The sequence below is a fragment of the Bacteroides sp. OF03-11BH genome (assembly GCF_003604005.1).
GTDB classification, from domain to species: Bacteria; Bacteroidota; Bacteroidia; order Bacteroidales; family Bacteroidaceae; genus Bacteroides; species Bacteroides ovatus.
In genome coordinates, this window is record NZ_QTMW01000024.1 from 22,562 (window position 1) to 46,216 (window position 23,655).

A 23,655-nucleotide genomic window follows, 5' to 3' on the forward strand; every position below is an offset into this window, starting at 1 on the left:
GAATGGCAAAGGAAGAACCCATAGTGGTTGTGAAAGAAGTCGGCAAGAACTATGGAACAGTGGAGGCGCTGAAAGACGTTTCTTTCGTTGTGGAACGGGGAGAAATCTTTGGGCTGATAGGGCCTGATGGTGCCGGTAAGAGTTCCTTATTCCGTATTCTGACTACTTTGTTGCTGGCGGATAAAGGAACGGCCATAGTTGCCGGGCTGGATGTGGTAACGGATTATAAACAGATTCGTACGAAGGTGGGATATATGCCCGGTCGTTTTTCACTTTACCAGGATCTTTCGGTAGAAGAGAATCTGGAGTTTTTTGCTACCGTGTTCCATACGACAGTTCAGGAGAATTATGATTTAATTAAAGATATCTATCAACAGATAGAACCGTTCAGGAAAAGAAGGGCAGGGGCTTTGTCAGGTGGTATGAAGCAGAAACTGGCATTGAGCTGTGCTTTGATTCATAAACCGGATATTTTATTCCTGGATGAACCTACTACCGGAGTAGATCCCGTGTCGCGTAAGGAATTCTGGCAAATGCTCCGAAACTTACGGGAACAGGGTATTACCATTGTCGTTTCTACTCCTATCATGGATGAGGCCCGGCAATGTGACCGGATTGCTTTCATCAATCATGGACAGATTCATGGCATTGATACCCCGGAACGTATTCTTCATCAATTTGCGTCTATCCTTTGCCCTCCTTCTTTGGAGCGGGAGGAAGTGAAGCATGAAGTAGCTCCGGTCATTGAAGTGGAACAGTTGACAAAGTGTTTTGGAGATTTTACTGCAGTAGATCATATCTCCTTTCAGGTGAACCGGGGCGAGATATTTGGCTTTCTGGGTGCTAATGGAGCAGGAAAGACGACAGCTATGCGTATGCTTTGCGGATTAAGTAAACCGACATCAGGCATCGGGAAGGTGGCAGGATATGATATTTACCGGGAGGCCGAACAAGTTAAGAAACATATCGGATATATGAGCCAAAAGTTTTCGCTATATGAAGACCTGAAAGTGTGGGAGAATATCCGTCTGTTTGCCGGAATTTATGGCATGAAGGAACAAGACATAGAACGGAAGACGGAAGAATTGTTGGATCGTTTGGAGCTTACTGCCGAACGGGATACTCTGGTGAAGAGCCTTCCGGTGGGATGGAAACAGAAATTGGCTTTTTCAGTATCAATATTCCATGAACCGAGAATCGTTTTTCTGGATGAGCCGACAGGCGGAGTAGATCCTGCTACGAGAAGACAGTTCTGGGAATTGATCTATCAGGCAGCCGATCAGGGTATTACCGTGTTTGTCACTACCCATTATATGGATGAAGCGGAATATTGCAACCGGATATCTATCATGGTGGACGGTCAGATAAAAGCACTTGATACACCTGCCCGTCTGAAACAACAATTCGGTGCGGAAACGATGGATGACGTTTTTCAGAAATTAGCCCGCGGTGCGGTGCGCAAAGCAGATTGATTATGAGACAGTTTATAGCTTTTATAAAGAAAGAGTTTTATCATATTTTCCGTGACCGGCGAACCATGCTGATTTTGTTGGGGATGCCTGTCGTGCAAATTATTCTATTCGGTTTTGCTATCAGCACGGAAGTGAAGAATGTTCGGTTGGCGGTGCTCGATCCTTCTAATGATGTGGTAACGCGAAAAATAATTGATCGTTTGGATGCCAGTGAGTATTTCACCGTTACTGCACGTTTTCATTCGCCCCAGGAAATGGAAGCTGCTTTCCTAAAGAATGAAGTTGATATGGCGATTGTCTTTAGCGAACGGTTTGCGGATGATCTCTATACGGGTGATGCTCGTGTACAGCTGATAGTAGATGCAACAGATCCCAATATGTCGACTTCGCAAGTTAATTATGCGACAGGAATCGTTTCTATGGTAGGCCAGGAGATGATTCCCCCGAATATGTCGGCTGCCCGCCTGACTCCTGATATCAAATTGCTCTACAACCCGCAGATGAAGAGTGCTTATAACTTTGTTCCGGGAGTGATGGGCTTGATCCTGATGCTGATTTGCGCCATGATGACCTCGATTTCCATTGTTCGTGAGAAAGAAACAGGCACGATGGAAGTATTATTGGTTTCACCTGTGAAGCCGCTATTTATTATTTTGGCAAAGGCTGTACCTTATTTTGTGCTGTCGTTCGTCAATCTGATAACGATCCTTTTGCTTTCGGTCTTTGTGTTGGATGTTCCGGTGGTAGGAAGTTTGTTCTGGTTAATCACGGTATCTTTGCTGTTTATCTTCGTATCATTGGCATTGGGCTTATTGATTTCATCAGTCACACGTACACAGGTTGCGGCCATGCTGGTTTCCGGATTGATGCTGATGATGCCCACAATGCTTTTATCGGGCATGATTTTCCCTATAGAGAGTATGCCGGTGATACTTCAATGGATCTCGGATATACTTCCGGCACGTTGGTATATACAGGCTGTGCGTAAACTGATGATTGAAGGAGTACCAGTTGCATTGGTGTATAAAGAGATTGGTATCTTGTTATTGATGGCGACGGTACTTATTACGATCAGTATCAAGAAATTTAAGTATAGATTGGAATAATATGTCGATATGCCAATTGGCTGTATGAATACTATACAGTGTGCTAATGGGCAGATTGATAAATGGAAGAATTATTTATGATAAAGTTCCTGATAGAAAAAGAGTTTAAACAATTGCTTCGCAATTCGTTTCTTCCGAAATTGATTCTTGTATTTCCATGCATGATTATGCTGCTGATGCCTTGGGCGGTAAATCTGGAAATCAAGAATATACAGCTGAATATTGTGGATAATGACCATTCGGCTATTTCACAACGTTTAGTCAATAAGATTGCCGCCTCTACCTATTTCCGTCTGGTGGAAGTGCCGGCTTCGTATGAAGAAGGCCTACGGAATATTGAAATTGGAACGGCGGATATTGTGATGGAAATTCCGCGGCATCTGGAACGGGATTGGATGAATGGAGAAGATACCCACATACTGATAGCAGCCAATGCTGTGAATGGGACAAAAGGAGGGCTGGGGAGTTCTTATCTATCTTCTATTATTAATGATTATGCAGCCGAGCTGCGTTCGGAATATCCTACAACTGCTACAGTCTCCGGTGCTTTCCCTTCGATAGGCATTGATACACAGGGGTTGTTTAATCCGAATCTGAACTATAAACTCTATATGATTCCGGCATTGATGGTCATGTTATTAACTTTGATTTGTGGTTTCTTGCCTGCATTGAATATAGTTAGCGAGAAGGAAGTAGGAACGATTGAGCAAATCAATGTGACGCCGGTTCCGAAGTTTATCTTTATTTTGGCAAAGCTCTTGCCTTACTGGTTGATTGGTTTTGTGGTGCTGACTGTATGTTTCATATTAGCCTGGTTAATTTATGGCATAGTGCCGGTCGGTCATTTTCTATTGATTTACTTTTTCGCAGTTCTTTTCGTTCTGGTAATGTCCGGTTTCGGACTTGTTATTTCCAACTACTCGGCAACGATGCAACAGTCTATGTTTGTTATGTGGTTCTGTTTGTTGGTTGTAATTTTGATGAGTGGTTTGTTTACTCCCATTAGCAGTATGCCGGAATGGGCTCAACTAATTACTAGGCTCAATCCTTTGAGGTATTTTATGGAAGTGATGCGAATGGTGTATTTAAAGGGGAGTGGTTTCTTTGATTTACTGCCACAGTTTGGAGTATTGTTGTTTTTTGCAGTAGTGTTTAATAGTTGGGCAGTGATTAGTTATCGGAAGAATAACTAAGGATAATAATATAAAAACAGCTCGTTTCCTTTTCAGGGAAAGAGCTGTTTTATTACTTCTTATCACCGTTTCCGGTGAACAGCAAGTGGTTACCGTATTACTTTATTTCGATTTGCCGATTTGGCTTCTTCACTTCTTCTTCAGAGAGTTTCGGAAGTTCGATGTTTAAAACACCATGTTCTACGGATGCAGCAATTTTTTCTTTGTCCACATTGTCCGGTAGAATCATTGTTTGCTGGAACTTAGAGTATGAGAATTCGCGACGCAGATAGCGACCGTCTTTCTTTTCCTCCTTGTTTTCAGTCTTCTTCTCCATGCTGATAACGAGGTTGTTGTCTTCATCAATGCGAACATTGAAATCATCCTTCGTCATACCAGGAGCAGCCAATTCCACTTTGTACTCTTTTTCTGTTTCCAAAACATTAATTGCAGGTGCAGTAGCATTTGCTTTTACCATCCAATCGTTATCAAAGAAATCATTAAAGATACTTGGTAACCAACTTTGAGTTCTTCTAACAGGCATCATAATTTTAGTCTCCTATCTTTAAGTTAAACATTCAATTAATAAATTTAGAACTTCGGCATTTTCACTTCCGATGGTATTGGTTATCCCGCCTTCCATCGTCCGCTCTCGAACCGTTGTTCGCTTCTATAAATGCAAACCTTATGCCAAGAGATTTTAGAGACTAAAATTGTCTATTTGTCATTTTTATAATGTCATTTTTGCAATATAAATGACAAAATGTATCCTGTTTTTATTTATTTTATATAAGATAGATATTAATTTGATAACCTGTTTACTTCTTCTCGATCAGTTTGAACCTTATTCTTAGTGTTTGCCTTTCTTCGTCATAATCATAACTAATGATTTTGAAGGTACCCACTTCAGAAGTATGGGATACATGCAATCCGATGCAGGCGCAGGCATCATAATCTCCAATGCGGACAATGCGAAGAGTTTCGCTTGCATCGGCAGGTAGCTTACTTAAATCTACAATATCTTTGGCCTGTTCATGAGTCATAAACTCAACAGTCACAGGTAGGTTCTGACTGATTACCTCGTTCACTCTATCTTCAATAGACTGGATTTGTTCCGCTGTCGGACATGACGAAAGTATATAGTCACATTTGCTTTTTTTTCTTTCGATGTGGGCATTGCGAGAACGTGGGCAGCCAAAGGTTTTCACCATGGTGGCATTGAGTAAATGCTCTGCTGTATGCATAGGAGGGTATTCCTGCTTGTTGTGATCGTTGAGTTGAATTTGTTGTTCCATAAATTATTTCAATAACTTTTTATTTTTAATATCTTCTAATATGTTCATTTGTTGAATTGCTATTTGATTTAATTTGATGAGTCTATCCTTTTGTGCCAAACCTTCGTTTATGAAAACTGCATTTTAGTTTTCCATATTTGATAAGCAGATAAGTTCGTTGATTGAGGCATAATCGCGGATATTTCCTTTTAAATCAGGGTGTGTATCCCGCCATTCTAAGGCTGTCATTCCAAACATGGCTACATTAAGGACATCAGCTTCGCTGGCATAAATCATAGATGTTTGCTGTGAAGTGATTTCTTGAGGGATAAGATGTTGTTTGATTGCATCAGTATGAATATGGTAATTAATTTTAGATAATTCTCGCTTTGCCGACCAACCAAGTTGAGCTTGCTCTTGCTCTTTGAGACGTTGGAATTCTTTTACTATGTATAATTCAAATTCAACGGAAATCCAACTTGCAAATTTGAATGCAATGTCTTTGTGAGCAAAAGTGCCCCCATATCGTCCTGATTTGGATATAATTCCAATAGCACAGGTGGTTTCTATCCATTTTTGAGGGGAAAGAGTAAACGCATTTAGTCCTGCTTCTTTTTTAAACCCCTCGAATTCGAGGGGTTTAAAATGGGGGTTGTACAATATCTCCCATAATCCTAAATATTCAATGGTCATTCTATTACGTAGCCAGTTGGCAATAACAGCATTGGCATCTGTCGTCTTGTATTTAGCTATGTCGGTTAAGGAAATGTAATCTGTATCGTTGATTTTTAGGATAGTAACATCTGTTTTCTGAACTGTAATCTTTGCCATATTCTGATTTTTCAGTAAAGGTAGAGCTATATTTGGGAATAAAGAAACGTATATCACTTTTTATTCAGAATATGTTAAACTCACTTCCATGCATCGGAGGTATCTCGCTTATTCAATTATTATTTTCTCTCCCAAGAAATGAGGTTGTTTATCTATACCTAAATCTATAAACATTTTGACTCTTGCAAGTAATTCCCGGATGTTAGTTTTCAGTCCGGCATAAGCATTTACATTTGGGGCGTTGTACCCGATGGCGTCTATTCCATTTTTCTCTGCAAGATAGATCGCTCGTTCGTTATGGAAACGTTGGGAGATGATGGTCAGACGATTTTGTCCAAACACTTCTTTGGCACGTACAACAGAGTCGAGAGTCCGGAATCCGGCATAATCTAAATAAATGGATTTTTCAGGAATACCTTTTTGCATGAGTGCTTTCTTCATTTCTTCCGGTTCATTGTAATCCTCTTTACGGTTATCGCCGCTGATGAGGATATATTTAATTTTTCCGGCTTTATATAACTCCACTGTTGCAAGAATCCGATAATCGAAGTATAAATTGTTATTTCCACTTTTCAACTTGGGAGAAGTTCCGAGAAGTAATCCTACATTGTTGGAAGGGATGGTATTTACTTCCGTATATAGTTTGGAGACTGTGTGTTTCTTGATCGTCCTGTTACATACAACTATGCTGATTACACACAGGATAGCAATTATTAGAGTGGTATAAAGCAGTTTGCGTTTCATGTTTCGGATAATAATTGTGACTTCACAAAAATACCATTCTTTTTTAGGAAATCAAGCATATAGACATAAAAAAAGGAGCAACGCCTTGCTCCAACCTTTGTTAACCTTAAATCTAATACTATGAAAAACACAGTGCAAAGATACGGACTATCGTGAAATTAGCAAATAATCCAAGAAAAAACGTATGTTATATAACATTGATTAAGAAAAAGTACCTTCGCCTTAACGGTTATTCGATGTTTTGGGCGATAGACAAATGTGGATGCTCCATTCTTCTTTCTTCATCAACTTTTTTAATAATTACTATGAACTGATTTAACAGCTGAATTTATTCGAAAAAAGCAAAGCTACAAATAAATTTTAGCACATGCGATTTGCGTTATAAAGATTCAAAAAATAGAAAAATCGAACTATATATTTTAATATATAGTTTATTATTTATATATTTATAATAATACCGGTAAGTGTTCAAGGGGGACTTTTTTAGGTAGGTGTAACCGGCTGCCATATAGCGAGTTATCTGCCTTTGGAGAGCGTTCCACTATGCGTTCGGCAAAAAGGCGCTTTTTTATCCCCCAAATGGAGGCTCTAAACTCATGCGGCAGAGCCTCCGTTTGATACATTCAGAGGCTTTGTTTCAAGCAAATGGAGCCTCTAACTTTTGCTTCCCCAAAGAAAGGTTATTAATATGCGAACGTATATGACTATTTAGAACCGAAACCAACTGAAAAGAACCGATGAGTTTAGAAGCTCCCCGCGTATGGCGTATTTTTGCAGGAAAACTGAAAACAATAACAAATATGCAGAAAAAATCTCTCCCGTCTGACATTTATCAGCACATTATGGCATGGAAATGCACAAAAAATGGCCATACAAAGTATAGTGCATCGCTTTTCTTTTTATCTTTGCATGAAATATAATATTACTAATACTTAATATAAACATGAATAAAAGAAGATGGGGCCAATGGATATTATTGGCTGTTGTTTGCTTGAGTTTCTCGATAGGAGAAAGCTATGCACAGAAAAATGATTTTGCTAATCTACGTCGTTATTCAAAAGAAAATGCTGCACTTCCACAAGCGACAAAGAAAGACAAACGGGTTATTTTTATGGGAAATTCCATTACGGAAGGATGGGTAAGGACTCATCCGGATTTTTTCAAATCAAATGGTTACATTGGCCGTGGAATCAGTGGGCAGACTTCCTATCAATTCTTGTTACGGTTCCGGGAAGATGTGATTAATCTTTCTCCTGCTTTAGTGGTGATTAATGCCGGAACAAATGATGTCGCTGAAAATACACAAGCGTATAATGAAGATTATACATTCGGAAACATTGTTTCTATGGCGGAACTGGCAAAAGCAAATAAAATAAAAGTAATTTTGACTTCCGTATTGCCTGCTGCTGCATTTAAGTGGAGAATGGAAATAAAAGATGTTCCGCAGAAAATTAAATCTTTAAATGATCGGATAGAGGCTTATGCAAAAGCAAATAAAATTCCGTTTGTTAATTATTACAAGGCAATGGTGGTTGACGAAAATCAGGCCTTGAATCCTCAATATACTAAAGATGGAGTTCACCCAACGAGCGAAGGGTATGATATTATGGAACCGTTGATTAAAAATGCCATAGAGAAGGCTCTTTGATTTATCATCGCTTGAAGTAGGAATAATCCAACTATAAGAAATGGGAGGATTGCATGAATAGATTCAGTCGTAATGAACGATCAGTCTATATCTGCAATCCTCCTTAATTTATGCTTTAGAGAGTGGTACATTATGTCTTTTCAATTTTATATTTTTCATTGAAGGTGACGTATAGACATAAAAAAAGGAGCAACGCCTTGCTCCAACCTTTGTTAACCTTAAATCTAATACTATGAAAAACACAGTGCAAAGATACGGGATTCCGGTAACTTTGCAAATTATCAGCCCTTAATTGGTGTTTTTATAACACTAATTAATAGACTAAATGCGAAGTTACAGGTTTGTTAAGAGTTTCAGCCCTTAGCAATCAGGCTATAATAAGTGAACAAAGGGGAAATTTTATCCCCATTTCTCTTTCATCAAGTCCTCCAGTTTCAATAATTCGTCACGATATTGTGCGGCTTCGATAAATTCAAGTTTCTTGGCTGCTTCCTGCATCAGTTTGCGGGTACGCTCGATACTCTTTTCCATCTGCGCTTTACTCATATACTGCACTATCGGATCTGCTGCGATATTCGGAGTAGAAGGTTCTACATAAGCATGTCTTTCTTTCAACAGCTCATCTGCCTCTTTTGCATTACCGAATACAGACAAGTTTCTGGCCTTTTTAATCTGTTGCGGGGTAATTCCGTTTGCCTCATTGTATGCCAACTGCTTTTCGCGGCGACGGTTCGTTTCATCAATCGTCAGTTTCATACTATCCGTCATCTTATCAGCATACATGATTACCTTACCGTTCACATTACGCGCGGCACGTCCCGCAGTTTGTGTCAACGAACGGTGGGAGCGGAGGAATCCTTCTTTGTCTGCATCGAGAATAGCGACGAGAGACACTTCCGGAAGGTCGAGACCCTCACGAAGCAGGTTGACCCCGATAAGTACGTCATAAACTCCTTGCCGGAGATCATCCATAATCTTCACACGTTCCAGTGTGTCGACATCACTATGGATATAGGTACATCTCACATTATTATTAAGAAGATATTCTGCCAGTTCTTCTGCCATTCGTTTGGTTAGTGTAGTGACGAGTACGCGTTCTTCTTTTTCAATACGGAGCTGGATTTCTTCCATTAAATCGTCAATCTGATTGAGACTCGGACGTACTTCGATGATAGGATCAAGCAGACCGGTAGGACGAATCACCTGTTCCACGACAATTCCTTCCGACTGAATCAATTCATAATCCGCCGGTGTAGCACTGACGTAGATTACTTGTTTTGCCATCTCCTGAAACTCTTCAAATTTTAACGGACGGTTGTCCATAGCGGCAGGCAATCGGAAACCATATTCCACAAGATTGATTTTTCGCGCACGGTCTCCTCCATACATTGCACGGATTTGGGGTACGCTTACGTGGCTTTCGTCGATAACGATCAGGAAATCATCCGGAAAGAAATCGAGCAAACAATAGGGGCGGGTACCGGCAGCACGGCCGTCGAAATAACGGGAATAATTCTCAATTCCGGAACAATGTCCCAATTCCCGAATCATTTCCATATCGTAAGTTACTCGCTCATACAATCGTTTGGCCTCGTATTCCTTGCCGATAGATTCGAAGAAAGCTACTTGCTTGGTCAAATCATCCTCTATTTCATGAATAGCACGGAGAGTAGCCTCTTTGGTAGTCATGAACAGGTTGGCCGGATAAATCTTATAGGCGTCAAATGGTGCGATAGTGACTCCTGTGATAGGGTCTACCTCTTCGATACCGTCAATTTCATCCCCCCAGAAGGTGACGCGGAGCAGGTTGTCGGTATAAGCCAGATAAATATCCACCGTGTCGCCCTTGACTCGGAAATTGCCACGGTTCAAGTCGATATCATTGCGGACATACAAACTGTCTACCAAACGACGTAGAAACACATTGCGGTCCATCATCCGTCCCCGTTCTATTTCGATGACATTTTTGTAGAAGTCCGAAGGATTTCCCATACCGTAGATACAAGATACGGAAGAAACCACTACCACGTCTTTTCTTCCGGAGAGTAGGGCGGAAGTGGCAGAGAGCCGGAGCTTGTCGATTTCGTCATTGATGGCGAGATCTTTCTCTATATATGTATCACTGTTCGGCAGATAAGCTTCCGGCTGGTAATAATCATAGTAAGAAACGTAATATTCTACCGCATTGTTTGGGAAAAAAACTTTAAACTCACTGTAGAGCTGGGCAGCCAGTGTTTTGTTATGGCTCAAAATCAAGGTGGGTTTATTGATATTGGCGATCACATTGGCAATGGTAAATGTTTTTCCCGACCCGGTCACTCCCAATAAAGTCTGTGCGGGAACTCCCTGAAGGACCCCTTCAGTAAGTTGTGCTATAGCTTCCGGCTGATCTCCGGTAGGTTTATAAGCTGATGTTAGTTCATAATTCATAGTTAAATCCTAAAAAGTGGAGCAATATTCGGTAAAATAATCGAGATAACAAATCATTTTTCCAAATAAATCCTTTACTTTGCAACATATTAATATCAAAAAACAGATTCATACAACTAGTAATACCAGAAACATAATGATTTGGAATGAGAGCATTGAGTGTATGGACCGCGAAAGTCTTCGCAAGATTCAAAGCATACGACTCAAGAAAATAGTAGATTACGTTTATCACAACACGCCTTTCTATCGAAAGAAGATGCAGGAAATGGGGATTACTCCCGATGACATCAATAGTATTGATGATATTGTAAAATTGCCGTTTACCACGAAACATGATTTAAGAGATAATTATCCGTTCGGACTTTGTGCCGTGCCGATGAGCCAAATTGTACGTATTCATGCTTCTTCCGGAACAACCGGAAAACCGACGGTTGTCGGATATACCCGTAAGGACTTGTCTACATGGGCGGAATGTATATCGCGTGCTTTTACCGCTTATGGAGCGGGGCGTTCTGATATTTTTCAGGTATCATACGGATACGGACTGTTCACGGGCGGATTGGGAGCACATGCAGGAGCCGAAAATATTGGTGCTTCTGTTATTCCGATGTCCAGTGGTAACACGGAAAAACAGATAACCTTGATGCACGATTTCGGATCGACCGTGCTGTGTTGTACTCCTTCCTATGCGCTTTATCTGGCAGATGCAATCAAAGATTCCGGTTTGCCGCGTGAAGAATTCCGACTGAAAGTCGGTGCTTTCGGTGCAGAACCCTGGACGGAAAATATGCGTCATGAGATAGAAGAAAAGCTGGGAATCAAAGCATACGATATTTATGGCTTGAGTGAGATTGCCGGACCGGGTGTCGGGTACGAGTGCGAATGTCAGCACGGGACTCACTTGAATGAAGACCATTACTTCCCGGAAATCATCGACCCGAATACATTGCAACCGGTGGAATCCGGTCAAACGGGCGAACTGGTATTTACTCATTTAACCAAAGAGGGTATGCCGTTGCTTCGTTACCGTACGCGTGATTTGACGGCCTTGCATCATGATAAATGTTCCTGTGGCCGTACATTGGTACGTATGGATCGTATTTTGGGACGTAGTGATGATATGTTGATTATCCGCGGTGTGAATGTATTCCCGACGCAGATTGAATCAGTCATTCTTGAAATGGAAGAGTTTGAACCGCATTATTTGTTGATAGTAGGTCGTGAAAACAATACCGATACAATGGAACTCCAGGTTGAAGTACGTCCGGAATTCTATTCGGATGAGATCAACAAAATGCTGGCTTTGAAGAAGAAACTGGGAGGACGTTTGCAAAGCGTACTCGGACTGGGAGTCAACGTGAAACTGGTAGAGCCTCGCAGCATTGAACGCAGCGTAGGTAAAGCGAAACGTGTAATTGATAACAGAAAAATGTAAATAAGTATTAGGTATTAAGTATTAAGTATTGACCATGCGGGTGATCTTGGAACTACGGTAATACTTGTTACCTAATACCTAATGCTTGTTACCTAATACTTAATACTTATTACTTAATACTTTAATAAATATGGTAGCAAAACAACTTTCTATTTTTTTGGAAAATAAGTCAGGCCGTTTGACGGAAGTGACTGAAGTGCTGGCGAAAGAAAATATCAATCTTTCTGCCTTGTGCATTGCCGAAAATGCTGATTTTGGTATTTTGCGTGGAATTGTATCCGATCCGGATAGAGCATACAAAGCTTTAAAAGATAATCATTTTGCAGTGAATGTGACTGATGTAGTAGGTATAAGCTGTCCCAATGTGCCGGGTGCTTTGGCAAAAGTGCTGGGATATTTATCAGAAGAGGGTGTATTTATTGAATATATGTATTCGTTTGCCAATAACCATATTGCAAATGTAGTGATTCGCCCCAGCAACCTGGATAAATGTATCGAGGTATTGAAAGAAAAGAAAGTCGATTTACTGGCTGCAAGTGATTTGTATAAACTGTAAATATAACAGTGAGCAATAAATAATGAACGGTAAACAGTTGTGTTATCCAATTCAAGGACAACGCAATTGCTTACCGTTTTTACTATAAATATAGTGACGCTATCCGGTGAAGATAGCGACGGTATATGCCAACGATACCGTTACTATCCCGAACACATACCGTCACTATTGTGATTCGTTTATAATCTGCTGTTTATAGTTTGTCGTTTGTAATTCGACGTCATTTTCTCTCCTTTTGTCGATGTTTAACGCCTTTTATGTATTAAAAAACACAGATTAATTGCTAAATTCCCAGCGAATAAGTAACTTTGCGCATTATTTTTAAATAGGATGAAGAAAAATATCATTATAACTTTGCTTGCGGCGGCTACTCTTACATCATGTGGGGAGTATAATAAATTGCTGAAAAGCACCGATTACGAATACAAGTACGAAGCCGCCAAAAACTATTTTGCGAAGGGACAGTATAATCGTTCAGCTACGTTGCTGAATGAGTTGATAACCATTCTGAAAGGAACCGATAAAGCGGAAGAATCTTTGTATATGTTGGGAATGAGCTACTATAATCAGAAAGATTATCAGACAGCTGCCCAGACATTTATCACCTATTTCAATACATATCCTCGTGGTACTTTTACTGAACTGGCACGTTTCCATGCAGGTAAGGCTTTATTCCTGGATACTCCGGAACCACGTTTGGATCAGTCAAGCACTTATCAGGCTATCCAGCAATTGCAGATGTTCATGGAGTATTTCCCGAACAGCACAAAGAAGCAGGAAGCACAGGATATGATTTTTGCTTTACAGGATAAACTGGTTTTGAAAGAGCTTTATTCAGCAAGGTTATATTATAATCTGGGTAATTATTTGGGCAATAACTATGAGTCTTGTGTAATTACAGCTCAAAATGCATTGAAGGATTATCCTTATACTGATTATCGTGAAGAACTTTCCATTTTGGTTCTGCGTGCAAGACACGAAATGGCTATCTATAGCGTTGAAGACAAGAAGATGGATCGTTACCGCGAAACGATTGATGAATATTACGCTTTTAAGAATGAATTTCCTGAAAGTAAATATTTGAAAGAAGCCGAGAAGATATTCAATGAATCACAGAAAGTAATTAAAGACTAAATTTAAATAGATTTATGGACTACAAAAAAACAAATGCTCCTGCTACAACAGTAACCCGTGATATGATGGAACTCTGTGCTGATACAGGTAATGTTTATGAAACAGTTGCCATTATTGGTAAGCGTGCTAATCAGATCAGTGTAGAAATCAAAAACGATCTTTCTAAGAAACTGGCAGAGTTTGCTTCTTACAATGACAATTTGGAAGAAGTGTTTGAAAATAGAGAGCAAATCGAAATTTCTCGTTATTATGAGAAATTGCCGAAACCGGACTTGATTGCTACGCAAGAATACATCGAAGGGAAAATATATTATAGAAATCCGGCTAAGGAGAAAGAAAAACTTCAGTAATTTATTTTCTGACGAAGAATTTGATAGTCAAGTAGTAAGTGGGATGATTATCCCTGCTCCTTATTGCTTGGCTATTATTGTTTAACTCAACTACTATTTAGAATACTTATGATTCAACGAATTCAAACTGTTTATTTATTGATTGTTGTAGGATTGCTGATTACAGCCATGTGTTTGCCGATGGGTTACTTCATTGACGCAATGGGAGAACATCCTTTTAAGGCGTTAGGATTGGAAGTAAACGGTGCTATTCAGTCTACATGGGGCTTGTTCGGAATTCTGATGGTTAGCACCATCGTGTCTGTGGCTACTATCTTTTTGTATAAGAACCGTATGTTGCAGATTCGCATGACAATTTTCAATAGCTTATTATTGGTAGGTTATTACATTGCTGCCCTTGCTTTTTATTTTGCATTGAAGAATGATGAAAATATGTTCCGTATAGGCTGGGCATTGTGTTTGCCACTTGTTTCTATCATCCTGAATATACTGGCTATCCGTGCTATCGGACGGGATGAGGTGATGGTAAAAGCTGCGGATAGATTACGATAAAAAGGACTAAAGCTCCCAGAAATAGAAATCCCCGCTAATTCGTTTAGAGTTAGTGGGGATTTTTTTAGTTCGTTGTGAATAGGATTTTTAAATAAGAGGTTTTAATCTCTTCCTCCTTGAAAGAGGGATTATTTCTTCAAATCAAATAAATATGTGAGCTTTATGGTAATTGTACTGTGTGCTGCACGGGCAAAAAAATCTTTCTTTGTAGTGCTGTAAAAATCGGACAAGGCAAAGTAATAGCGACCTTCAACAATGAAGCTACCTGCTTTCTTTGTTCTAAGTTCTACACCCCCGCCACCGGCAATACCATAGTCAAATTTATTTTGAATCTTAACTCCGTACACGGCTTTCTGGGGACTATTAGTTCTCACATCATTCATATCTATACCTTTCATTGTTTCTGATTCGCTAATTAGGAATCCGATTTGGGGACCTAGATTTATAAATGCTTGCAATCCTCTATCTTTCCCAAAGGCCAAATGGGCAAGAAAAGGAATATCAAGATAGGTCATTTTGCGAGTATAAGTTTTACTAGGGTCCTTTTCTGTTACCTCATATCCATCTGCATTAGTTGTTGTTATTTCAAATAATTCATCCCAACCTCGTTGCGATATATTGAGCTCGATTTGTGCACCACAAATCATAGCAAAATACTTCTCGGATATATAACGTGCTGTCAAACCTCCGGTAATTCCCATCAGGCTATTTTGCTTGATACTAGAAGTAAAAGAAACACTGTTTAAATTGACACCTCCATTGATACCTACCGATAAATTGCTTCGTGCTTCTCCGATTTGAGCGACAGCAGGAAAGGCAAATCCTGTAAGTAGGAGTGTTGCGATCAAAAATGGTTTTATCTTTATCATTTTCGTATTATTCGAAGTCAAGTTTTACTAATTCAAAATTCTTAGTGAAACGTATGAAGAACACCTTTTTATTAATAAATCCTCCCCAGTTGTTTACACGCTCGAATTTGAATCCGGTCTGGATAGGAGTCAGGTTCATTTTAGGCAGATTGTTTTCCAGTTCCGAGCCATAAAGCGATAATCCTTTCAGGAAGAAGAAGCCGGTGTCAAAACCCAGCATTGCGTAATTAGGGTATTTGCTTGCCAAATCTTTGCTATACCATTTATGGTAAGCATTGGTAAACTGCACAGCTGCCGGGAACAACGTATTCGTATAGAATGAAGAATAGAAATATACATCCAATTCAAAGAAGTTTTCCAGATGATCTCTGGTATAGGTCTGCCATTCCGGATAGCCGAACAGATGAATATTCTCTGCAGGATTCTCTCTGACTAACAGCGTCAGTTGAGGAAGTATCTTAATTAGTAAGACGTTGTTGCCTGATGTCGGAATAAAGATGTTTTCTTTATCACTGCGGAGCGCTGCTTTCAACGTTTCTTTCGTTGCGCTTTCACTGACGGTTCTCATTGGAATTCCTTTACTTTTCAACTCTTGTTTCAAGCCGCTGATAAATTCCGCTTTCTCTTTATCAACGCTCGCCGGTTCTATGAAGATAACGTTTGCATTGGGAAATTGACGGGTGAAGTGCTCGTAAACTTCTGAATATAAGTAAGATTGAGGCGTATTGATCTGATAAACAGCTGGGTTGTTGAATACCTCTTCTCCTTTTTGAGAGAAAGGAATCACCAGGCGTATGTCGTTCTTCTCTGCGAAGTCGGACAATGGCTTTATTTGATTCTGATGCATCGGACCGAAGATGATATTCATACTTTTCATCTCGTTCTTGGCAAGAATCGTATTTAATGTAGAAACCTCTTTTCCGCAATCATATACATATAGATCAAGAGAAATACCTGTACGCTTCAGACTGTCTACTGCCATCAGGAAACCTTCGTAATATTCCACCATGCGTTTCTCTTCCTGGAAAGGCAACAATAAAGCTGCTTTAATGGTAGACAGCTTTTGGGGAGTCTCTTTACTTTTGCGGAAAAGCTCGCTATTGCTGGGAGGAATAGCGTAAGGATCTTCCTTCTGTGTAGGTTGCACGGTCGTTGCTGCCGGGTAAGGGATGCAAAGGAATTGTCCCTTTTTCATGCCTTTTTTCAGTTCCGGGTTAGCTGCAATTAACTCCTGCTCGCTGATTCCATATTCACGGCTCACGCTAAAAATAGTCTCTTTGCGTTTTACCTTATGCATATCCTTGCATTTCGGCACAACAGGACCTTGAATGGTGGTCTGTTCGGTAGGCGTTTGAGTTGCAGTAGCAGTTTGCTCTTCTTTTTTCTGCGGAATCAGGATGACCTGTCCGATGCGGAAATTTTCGGCACTCAAACCGGGGTTTGCTTCACAAATATCTTTGGCGGATACATTATACATGGTTGTCAGTTTGTATAGTGTTTCTCCGGCTTGAATCGTATGGAATGTTTCTCCCTTCTGACTCTCTTTCCCTGTAGGGATTTTGATTGTCTGTCCGGCATAGATCTTTTCGTCACAGCCAGGATTCAGACGTATGATGTCTGATGTAGTGACATTATACATCTTGGAGATGGAGTATAAACTTTGTCCTTTTTCGATGGTATGCAAGAAATATGATTGGTTTTCCTGTGCATAACTGATAGCATATGAAACGCTTATAAAAAGCAGAAATAAGAATATACGGTTTATCGGTTTCATCAAATTATAACTATTGGTTCTTGAAATCAAGGAACAAAGGTACAAATAATGCCCTATATCTTCATAAGATTTGAGTTAAGAAAATAATATTGTGCTTTTTTAGGAGCATATTTCGGGCGGAAACATTAATTTTGCAACATTTATGGAAGGATATGAATATGCAGGAAACAGAATATATTAATGTGTACGGTGCGCGCGTGCACAATTTAAAGGATATTGATGCCGAAATTCCCCGTAACAGTTTGACTGTTATCACCGGATTGAGCGGTAGTGGAAAATCTTCTTTAGCCTTCGATACGATTTTTGCCGAAGGACAGCGTCGTTATATCGAAACTTTTTCAGCGTATGCCCGTAACTTCTTGGGCAATCTGGAACGTCCGGATGTCGATAAGATAACAGGTTTGAGTCCGGTTATCTCCATTGAACAGAAAACAACGAATAAAAATCCCCGTTCTACCGTAGGAACGACTACGGAGATATATGATTATCTCCGTTTGCTGTATGCCCGTGCGGGAGTGGCTTATTCGTATCTGTCGGGTGAGGAGATGGTGAAATATACCGAAGAGCAGATTCTGGACTTGATTCTGAAAGATTATAAAGGAAAGAAAATATATCTGCTGGCTCCGCTAGTTCGTTCACGTAAGGGACATTACAGGGAACTTTTCGAACAAATACGTAAAAAAGGATACCTGTATGTGCGGGTGGACGGAGAAGTGCGTGAAATCACGCATGGTATGAAACTCGACCGCTATAAAAATCACGATGTAGAAGTGGTTATTGATAAATTAGTGGTAGCGGAGAAAGATGACCGGCGCTTGAAACAGAGTGTGGCAACCGCTATGCGCCAGGGAGATGGGTTGATGATGATTCTGGATGCCCAATCTGAAAGTATCCGTCATTATAGTAAGCGGCTCATGTGTCCCGTCACCGGATTGTCTTATCGTGAACCGGCTCCGCATAACTTCTCATTCAATTCACCGCAAGGAGCATGTCCGAAGTGTAAGGGATTGGGAGTAGTCAATCAGATTGATGTGGACAAAGTGATTCCCGATCGTGAACTTTCCATTTATGAAGGAGCGATAGCACCTTTGGGAAAATATAAGAATGCGATGATTTTCTGGCAAATCGGTGCTTTGCTCGAGAAGTACGACGCAACACTGAAAACTCCGATAAAGGAGTTACCGGACGATGCGATTGATGAAGTCTTGTACGGTTCTGATGAACGGATTAAAATCAAGAGTTCGCTGATCGGTACTTCCTCCGATTACTTTGTTACTTACGAAGGAGTGGTGAAGTATATTCAGATGTTGCAGGAAAAGGATGCTTCTGCAACAGCACAGAAATGGGCGGAACAATTTGCCAAAACAACGGTTTGTCCCGAATGTAAAGGGGCTCGTTTGAATAAAGAAGCTTTGCATTTTCGTATCCATGATAAGAATATCAATGAGTTGGCGAATATGGACATCAACGAGTTGTACGACTGGTTGATGAAGGTGGATGAGTTCCTGTCCGATAAGCAGAAGAAAATATCGGTGGAGATTCTGAAAGAGATTCGCACACGTTTGAAGTTCTTGCTGGACGTGGGTCTGGATTATCTGGCATTGAATCGTAGCTCTGTTAGTCTTTCCGGTGGTGAGAGTCAGCGTATCCGCTTGGCTACACAGATTGGTTCGCAATTAGTGAATGTACTTTATATTCTCGACGAGCCGAGTATCGGTCTGCATCAGCGTGATAATCTGCGTCTTATCAACTCGTTGAAAGAACTCCGCGACATGGGGAACTCCGTGATTGTAGTGGAACATGATAAGGATATGATGCTGGCTGCCGATTATGTCATCGATATGGGTCCGAAAGCCGGACGTCTCGGAGGCGAAGTCGTTTTCGCCGGAACCCCGCAGGAGATGCTGAATACAGATACAATGACTTCGCAATATCTGAATGGCAAGATGAAGATAGAAATCCCTGCCAAGCGTAGAAAAGGAAATGGGAAATCTATCTGGCTGAAAGGAGCGAAGGGGAATAACCTGAAGAATGTAGATGTTGAATTTCCGTTGGGTAAACTGATTTGTGTAACTGGTGTATCAGGAAGTGGAAAATCCACCTTGATTAATGAAACTTTGCAGCCGATTCTTTCACAGAAATTCTATCGTTCTTTACAAGATCCTTTGGAATACGATTCGATTGAAGGGTTGGAAAATATAGATAAGGTAGTAGATGTGGATCAATCACCTTTGGGACGTACGCCACGCTCCAATCCTGCGACTTATACCGGTGTGTTTTCTGATATCCGTAACCTGTTTGTGGGTCTGCCGGAAGCTAAGATTCGTGGTTATAAACCGGGACGTTTCTCCTTTAATGTTGCAGGTGGGCGTTGTGAAGCATGTACGGGAAATGGTTATAAGACGATTGAAATGAATTTTCTTCCTGATGTATATGTGCCTTGTGAGGTTTGTCATGGTAAACGTTATAACCGGGAAACACTAGAAGTGCGTTTCAAGGGAAAATCAATTGCCGATGTACTTGACATGACGATCAACCGTGCTGTGGAATTCTTTGAAAATGTGCCGCAAATCTTGAATAAGATTAAAGTCTTGCAGGATGTCGGACTCGGATATATAAAACTGGGGCAATCTTCTACCACTCTTTCCGGCGGAGAAAGCCAGCGTGTGAAACTGGCAACGGAGCTATCGAAAAGAGATACGGGCAAAACTCTTTATATCCTTGACGAACCGACTACCGGACTTCATTTTGAAGATATCCGTGTATTGATGGGAGTATTGAATAAGCTTGTAGATAAAGGTAATACTGTTATCGTCATCGAGCACAATCTGGATGTGATTAAAATGGCGGATTATATTATCGATATGGGCCCTGAAGGTGGTAAGGGCGGGGGAGAACTCCTTAGTTACGGAACACCGGAAGAAGTTGCGAAGAGCCCTAAAGGATATACATCTAAGTTCCTTCGCGAAGAGCTGGGTCTCTAATTTAAATCATAGAGTGCCAACTTATCGGACAATCTTCGATGAGTTGGCACTTATCATATCATATTCTTTATTTATCAGATATAGAACTTATAAATACAACGAAAATGAAAATCAATAAAACAAATGCCGCACGGCTGTTAGATAAGGCTAAGATAGCCTATGAATTAATTCCCTACGAAGTAGATGAAAACGACTTGAGTGCTGTTCATGTGGCAGCAAGTTTAGGAGAGAACATCGAGCAGGTCTTTAAAACGCTTGTTCTGCACGGCGATAAAAGCGGATATTTTGTCTGTGTCATTCCGGGAGAACATGAAGTTGATTTGAAACTGGCAGCTAAAGCTTCGGGTAACAAGAAGTGCGAGTTGATTCCCGTAAAAGAACTTCTGCCACTTACCGGATATATCCGGGGAGGTTGTTCGCCGATCGGTATGAAAAAGCATTTTCCTACTTATATTCATGAAACCAGCCAACAATTTCCGTATATTTATGTAAGTGCCGGTGTACGGGGACTTCAGATAAAAATAGCTCCGGAAGATTTGATTCGTGAATCCAGGGCGGAAATTTGTCGTTTATTTGAGGAGTAGTTTAACAAATCATTGTGCAAAAACTCGAGAAAAAGTATATATTTGCAAGAAATATTTATTTAAATCAATCAATTATTAATTCTAAAAACTTATATCTATGTTCAGTAAACACCCTAAAGGTCTGATTGCTGCAGCTTTAGCTAATATGGGAGAGCGTTTTGGCTTCTATATTATGATGGCGATTTTGACATTGTTTATTTCAGCGAAATTTGGATTGTCCGAGACAACTACCGGATACATTTATTCCGCGTTTTATGCTTCCATTTATATTTTAGCTTTGGCGGGAGGTGTTATTGCTGATAAGACGAAAAATTTCAAAGGCACTATTTTAGTAGGGCTGATATTAATGGCTGTCGGTTATTTGATTATTGCCATTCCAACTCCGACTCCTGTTCCTAGTATGGCTCTTTACTTGGGATTAACCTGTTTCGGGCTTTTGGTGATTGCTTTTGGTAATGGTTTGTTTAAAGGAAATCTTCAGGCTTTGGTCGGTCAGATGTACGATGATCCCAAATATTCCAATCTTCGTGATGCCGGTTTCCAGATATTTTATATGTTTATCAATATTGGAGCTGTTTTTGCACCGTTTATTGCTATTGGTGTACGCAACTGGTGGTTGAAGGTGAACAACTTCGATTATGATGCTACTTTACCTGAATTGTGCCATCAATATTTAGAAAAAGGAAATGATATGGCTCCACAGGCAATGGAGAATCTGACAACTTTGGCTAAGACTGCTGTTCTCGATGGAACTCCTGTAACCGATATGGGTATGTTTGTGAATAGCTATCTTGACGTGTTTAACCGTGGTTTCCAGTATGCTTTTATGGCTGCTATTGGTGCTATGCTTGTTTCGCTGATTATTTATATGGCAAATAAGAAACGTTTCCCGGATCCTGCGACTAAAATGGAAACTGGTAAAGGGACTGCGACTGTGAACAAGGAAGAAATCCAAATGAGCGCTACTGAAATAAAACAGCGCATCTATGCTTTGTTTGCAGTATTCGGTGTTGTTATTTTCTTCTGGTTATCTTTCCATCAGAATGGTTATTCTTTGACCTATTTCGCCCGTGACTATGTGGACTTGAGTGTGATTAATATTGACTTAGGTTTTACGCAGATCAAGGGAGCTGAAATATTCCAGAGCGTTAATCCGTTCTTCGTTGTATTCCTGACTCCCTTTATCATGTGGATGTTCGGTTCAATGAAAAAGAATGGTAAAGAACCTTCTACTCCGATGAAGATTGCCATTGGTATGGGTATTGCCGCGTTAGCGTATGTATTCTTAATGGTATTCTCATTTACATTGCCTTCGAAAGAGGTGTTGGGTACTATGAGTGCTGCTGAAATCAATGCTATTCGTGTGACTCCGTGGATTATGATCGGCCTGTATTTCATTCTTACGGTTGCCGAACTGTTCATCTCTCCTCTGGGATTATCATTTGTATCTAAAGTAGCTCCTCCTCATTTGCAGGGGCTGATGCAAGGTTGCTGGTTGGCTGCAACAGCTGTGGGTAACTCACTGTTGTTTATCGGTGGTATTCTTTATACAACTGTGCCTATTTGGGCTTGTTGGTTGGTATTTGTAGGAGCAACTGGTGCTTCCATGATTGTAATGCTTTCAATGGTAAAATGGTTGGAACGTGTAGCGAAATAAAATCTTGCCATTAACTAAATAAACAAAATGCCCCGGAACAAGTATCATAAATGTTCCGGGGCATTTTGTTTGTATATCAAATATCCAGTCCCATAATATAATCATTCATATAATACCCGTTACCAATCGGGAAATCACCTTCCCGCAACTTTCTCATTCCCATGTGCTCGTAAAACTGCAAAGCCTTATTATTACGATTTACGTTGAGCTCCATCAAACAAGGTTCCGGGTGTATTTCTTTGATACACTTGATTGCTTCCTTGAATAAAAAACTGCCGCAATGCGTGCCCTGAAAACGGGGGAGGACATATATCTTCTGAAGATGGAATACATCCTTTTCCTGTTGTTGAATGGAAACGTATCCGCATGGTTCATTCTCTTTATAAGCAATGGAGTACACATGTCCCTCTTCCTCCATTTGTTTGCGCACATTGGAAGGTGCATACATCCAGTCCATCATATAATCCAGTTGTTCGGGAGATAAAATTTCCTTGTAGGTGGCGGGGAATACCTCCTTTGCCATCTTATGAATAAGCTCGCAATCGGCTACCGTTGCTTTTCGAATTGTAAACATATGTATTTTCTATTTCTTGGTTTAACGGGCACAAATATAGCCATTATTTCTTTTTATAATAAGGTGGAGAGTCTCTAATGTTTTAATTATTATTAATTTATAGTACTTTGTAATGCAAGGTACTAAAGTAATGCATATATTTGTGCATCTAAAAGAAGTGAATAATGAAAGTAGACAATGTAAAATCACAGATGAGGAAAGGCATGCTTGAATATTGTATCATGCTTTTGTTGCACAAGGAGCCCGCTTATGCTTCTGATATTATTCAGAAATTGAAAGAAGCCCAACTGATTGTAGTGGAAGGCACCTTGTATCCATTGCTTACCCGTCTGAAAAATGATGACCTGTTAAGTTATGAGTGGGTAGAATCTACCCAGGGACCTCCCCGCAAATACTATAAACTCACTGAACAAGGAGAAGTCTTTTTGGGAGAGCTGGAAATTTCCTGGAAAGAACTTAACGATACAGTGAATCATATAGCCAATAGATAATCCGAAAAAGAAGAAATA

Annotated in this window: 20 protein-coding genes and 1 pseudogene; 13 read left to right on the top strand and 8 right to left on the bottom strand. The window is 40.2% G+C overall.

Going from position 1 to position 23,655, the window contains the following annotated elements; translation table 11 throughout:
- Positions 1-2 precede the first annotated feature (2 nt).
- The 3 genes from DXA54_RS17220 to DXA54_RS17230 all read left to right on the top strand — a co-directional run bounded on the left by DXA54_RS17220 (position 3) and on the right by DXA54_RS17230 (position 3,771).
- Positions 3-1,472 carry an ATP-binding cassette domain-containing protein gene (locus DXA54_RS17220; RefSeq protein WP_120080163.1) on the top strand — a complete coding sequence of 490 codons (1,470 nt, stop codon included), beginning with the start codon at positions 3-5 and terminating at the stop codon, positions 1,470-1,472.
- Positions 1,473-1,474: 2 nt separating this feature from the next.
- Positions 1,475-2,578 (top strand): ABC transporter permease, encoded by a 1,104-nt coding sequence (locus DXA54_RS17225; RefSeq protein ID WP_004300010.1) that lies wholly within the window; start codon positions 1,475-1,477, stop codon positions 2,576-2,578.
- 77 nt (positions 2,579-2,655) lie between these two features.
- Positions 2,656-3,771 (top strand): ABC transporter permease, encoded by a 1,116-nt coding sequence (locus tag DXA54_RS17230; protein ID WP_004325722.1) that lies wholly within the window; start codon positions 2,656-2,658, stop codon positions 3,769-3,771.
- Positions 3,772-3,868: 97 nt separating this feature from the next.
- Here the strand turns inward: DXA54_RS17230 and DXA54_RS17235 are convergent, their stop codons facing one another.
- From DXA54_RS17235 to DXA54_RS17250, 4 genes and pseudogenes are all read right to left on the bottom strand, one after another.
- The gene (locus DXA54_RS17235; protein ID WP_004300008.1) at positions 3,869-4,297 is read right to left on the bottom strand and encodes an Hsp20/alpha crystallin family protein; all 429 of its coding nucleotides are present in this window, start codon (positions 4,295-4,297) and stop codon (positions 3,869-3,871) included.
- A gap of 271 nt (positions 4,298-4,568) precedes the next feature.
- A complete protein-coding gene (locus DXA54_RS17240; protein WP_004303639.1) occupies positions 4,569-5,045 on the bottom strand; it encodes a hypothetical protein in 477 nt (158 codons plus the stop codon).
- 3 nt (positions 5,046-5,048) lie between these two features.
- Positions 5,049-5,855: pseudogene (locus tag DXA54_RS17245) on the bottom strand (KilA-N domain-containing protein).
- Between the two features lie 108 nt (positions 5,856-5,963).
- The gene (locus DXA54_RS17250; protein ID WP_004300005.1) at positions 5,964-6,599 is read right to left on the bottom strand and encodes a vancomycin high temperature exclusion protein; all 636 of its coding nucleotides are present in this window, start codon (positions 6,597-6,599) and stop codon (positions 5,964-5,966) included.
- 943 nt (positions 6,600-7,542) lie between these two features.
- On the opposite strand from DXA54_RS17250, the gene DXA54_RS17265 reads away from it, so the two are divergent.
- Positions 7,543-8,247, top strand: a complete 705-nt coding sequence (locus DXA54_RS17265) for an SGNH/GDSL hydrolase family protein (protein WP_004317900.1) — start codon at positions 7,543-7,545, stop codon at positions 8,245-8,247.
- A gap of 399 nt (positions 8,248-8,646) precedes the next feature.
- Here DXA54_RS17265 and uvrB read toward each other — a convergent pair whose 3' ends face one another.
- Positions 8,647-10,677: an excinuclease ABC subunit UvrB gene (gene uvrB / locus DXA54_RS17270; RefSeq protein ID WP_120080165.1), complete on the bottom strand. Its 2,031-nt coding sequence runs from the start codon at positions 10,675-10,677 to the stop codon at positions 8,647-8,649.
- Between the two features lie 136 nt (positions 10,678-10,813).
- On the opposite strand from uvrB, the gene DXA54_RS17275 reads away from it, so the two are divergent.
- The 5 genes from DXA54_RS17275 to DXA54_RS17295 all read left to right on the top strand — a co-directional run bounded on the left by DXA54_RS17275 (position 10,814) and on the right by DXA54_RS17295 (position 14,704).
- Positions 10,814-12,112: a phenylacetate--CoA ligase family protein gene (locus tag DXA54_RS17275; RefSeq protein ID WP_120080167.1), complete on the top strand. Its 1,299-nt coding sequence runs from the start codon at positions 10,814-10,816 to the stop codon at positions 12,110-12,112.
- A 130-nt stretch (positions 12,113-12,242) separates the two neighbouring features.
- Positions 12,243-12,668: an amino acid-binding protein gene (locus DXA54_RS17280; protein ID WP_032847305.1), complete on the top strand. Its 426-nt coding sequence runs from the start codon at positions 12,243-12,245 to the stop codon at positions 12,666-12,668.
- 330 nt (positions 12,669-12,998) lie between these two features.
- The gene (locus DXA54_RS17285) at positions 12,999-13,802 is read left to right on the top strand and encodes an outer membrane protein assembly factor BamD (RefSeq protein ID WP_004299990.1); all 804 of its coding nucleotides are present in this window, start codon (positions 12,999-13,001) and stop codon (positions 13,800-13,802) included.
- 14 nt (positions 13,803-13,816) lie between these two features.
- Entirely contained in the window at positions 13,817-14,152 is a 336-nt protein-coding gene (locus tag DXA54_RS17290) for a DNA-directed RNA polymerase subunit omega (protein WP_004299989.1), read from the top strand.
- A gap of 108 nt (positions 14,153-14,260) precedes the next feature.
- A complete protein-coding gene (locus DXA54_RS17295; protein WP_120080169.1) occupies positions 14,261-14,704 on the top strand; it encodes a DUF4293 domain-containing protein in 444 nt (147 codons plus the stop codon).
- A 128-nt stretch (positions 14,705-14,832) separates the two neighbouring features.
- Here the strand turns inward: DXA54_RS17295 and DXA54_RS17300 are convergent, their stop codons facing one another.
- A complete protein-coding gene (locus DXA54_RS17300) occupies positions 14,833-15,573 on the bottom strand; it encodes a porin family protein (protein ID WP_120080171.1) in 741 nt (246 codons plus the stop codon).
- Between the two features lie 7 nt (positions 15,574-15,580).
- Positions 15,581-17,347: a LysM peptidoglycan-binding domain-containing protein gene (locus DXA54_RS17305; protein WP_120080173.1), complete on the bottom strand. Its 1,767-nt coding sequence runs from the start codon at positions 17,345-17,347 to the stop codon at positions 15,581-15,583.
- Positions 17,348-17,505: 158 nt separating this feature from the next.
- Between DXA54_RS17305 and uvrA the strand changes: the two genes are divergently transcribed.
- From uvrA to DXA54_RS17320, 3 genes are all read left to right on the top strand, one after another.
- Positions 17,506-20,331 carry an excinuclease ABC subunit UvrA gene (uvrA, locus tag DXA54_RS17310; protein WP_120080191.1) on the top strand — a complete coding sequence of 942 codons (2,826 nt, stop codon included), beginning with the start codon at positions 17,506-17,508 and terminating at the stop codon, positions 20,329-20,331.
- Positions 20,332-20,435: 104 nt separating this feature from the next.
- Positions 20,436-20,915, top strand: coding sequence for a Cys-tRNA(Pro) deacylase (gene ybaK, locus DXA54_RS17315; protein WP_004309260.1), 480 nt, complete (start codon positions 20,436-20,438; stop codon positions 20,913-20,915).
- A 97-nt stretch (positions 20,916-21,012) separates the two neighbouring features.
- Positions 21,013-22,572, top strand: coding sequence for a peptide MFS transporter (locus DXA54_RS17320; RefSeq protein WP_004303622.1), 1,560 nt, complete (start codon positions 21,013-21,015; stop codon positions 22,570-22,572).
- Between the two features lie 76 nt (positions 22,573-22,648).
- Here the strand turns inward: DXA54_RS17320 and DXA54_RS17325 are convergent, their stop codons facing one another.
- The gene (locus tag DXA54_RS17325; protein ID WP_004299981.1) at positions 22,649-23,146 is read right to left on the bottom strand and encodes a GNAT family N-acetyltransferase; all 498 of its coding nucleotides are present in this window, start codon (positions 23,144-23,146) and stop codon (positions 22,649-22,651) included.
- A 164-nt stretch (positions 23,147-23,310) separates the two neighbouring features.
- Between DXA54_RS17325 and DXA54_RS17330 the strand changes: the two genes are divergently transcribed.
- On the top strand, positions 23,311-23,637 hold the full coding sequence (locus DXA54_RS17330; protein ID WP_004299980.1) for a PadR family transcriptional regulator: 327 nt from the start codon (positions 23,311-23,313) through the stop codon (positions 23,635-23,637).
- The last annotated feature ends 18 nt before the right edge of the window (positions 23,638-23,655 follow it).

What these genes read in the sequence shown, in the direction of transcription:
- DXA54_RS17220 (WP_120080163.1), top strand. Translation starts at nt 3, where the DNA reads ATGGCAAAGGAAGAACCCATAGTGGTTGTGAAAGAAGTCGGCAAGAAC.
- DXA54_RS17235 (WP_004300008.1), bottom strand. Translation starts at nt 4,297, where the DNA reads ATGATGCCTGTTAGAAGAACTCAAAGTTGGTTACCAAGTATCTTTAAT.
- DXA54_RS17330 (WP_004299980.1), top strand. Translation starts at nt 23,311, where the DNA reads ATGAAAGTAGACAATGTAAAATCACAGATGAGGAAAGGCATGCTTGAA.
- DXA54_RS17290 (WP_004299989.1), top strand. Translation starts at nt 13,817, where the DNA reads ATGGACTACAAAAAAACAAATGCTCCTGCTACAACAGTAACCCGTGAT.
- DXA54_RS17280 (WP_032847305.1), top strand. Translation starts at nt 12,243, where the DNA reads ATGGTAGCAAAACAACTTTCTATTTTTTTGGAAAATAAGTCAGGCCGT.
- DXA54_RS17320 (WP_004303622.1), top strand. Translation starts at nt 21,013, where the DNA reads ATGTTCAGTAAACACCCTAAAGGTCTGATTGCTGCAGCTTTAGCTAAT.
- DXA54_RS17265 (WP_004317900.1), top strand. Translation starts at nt 7,543, where the DNA reads ATGAATAAAAGAAGATGGGGCCAATGGATATTATTGGCTGTTGTTTGC.
- DXA54_RS17240 (WP_004303639.1), bottom strand. Translation starts at nt 5,045, where the DNA reads ATGGAACAACAAATTCAACTCAACGATCACAACAAGCAGGAATACCCT.
- DXA54_RS17230 (WP_004325722.1), top strand. Translation starts at nt 2,656, where the DNA reads ATGATAAAGTTCCTGATAGAAAAAGAGTTTAAACAATTGCTTCGCAAT.
- DXA54_RS17295 (WP_120080169.1), top strand. Translation starts at nt 14,261, where the DNA reads ATGATTCAACGAATTCAAACTGTTTATTTATTGATTGTTGTAGGATTG.
- DXA54_RS17325 (WP_004299981.1), bottom strand. Translation starts at nt 23,146, where the DNA reads ATGTTTACAATTCGAAAAGCAACGGTAGCCGATTGCGAGCTTATTCAT.
- DXA54_RS17300 (WP_120080171.1), bottom strand. Translation starts at nt 15,573, where the DNA reads ATGATAAAGATAAAACCATTTTTGATCGCAACACTCCTACTTACAGGA.
- ybaK (WP_004309260.1), top strand. Translation starts at nt 20,436, where the DNA reads ATGAAAATCAATAAAACAAATGCCGCACGGCTGTTAGATAAGGCTAAG.
- uvrB (WP_120080165.1), bottom strand. Translation starts at nt 10,677, where the DNA reads ATGAATTATGAACTAACATCAGCTTATAAACCTACCGGAGATCAGCCG.
- DXA54_RS17285 (WP_004299990.1), top strand. Translation starts at nt 12,999, where the DNA reads ATGAAGAAAAATATCATTATAACTTTGCTTGCGGCGGCTACTCTTACA.
- uvrA (WP_120080191.1), top strand. Translation starts at nt 17,506, where the DNA reads ATGCAGGAAACAGAATATATTAATGTGTACGGTGCGCGCGTGCACAAT.
- DXA54_RS17225 (WP_004300010.1), top strand. Translation starts at nt 1,475, where the DNA reads ATGAGACAGTTTATAGCTTTTATAAAGAAAGAGTTTTATCATATTTTC.
- DXA54_RS17250 (WP_004300005.1), bottom strand. Translation starts at nt 6,599, where the DNA reads ATGAAACGCAAACTGCTTTATACCACTCTAATAATTGCTATCCTGTGT.
- DXA54_RS17275 (WP_120080167.1), top strand. Translation starts at nt 10,814, where the DNA reads ATGATTTGGAATGAGAGCATTGAGTGTATGGACCGCGAAAGTCTTCGC.
- DXA54_RS17305 (WP_120080173.1), bottom strand. Translation starts at nt 17,347, where the DNA reads ATGAAACCGATAAACCGTATATTCTTATTTCTGCTTTTTATAAGCGTT.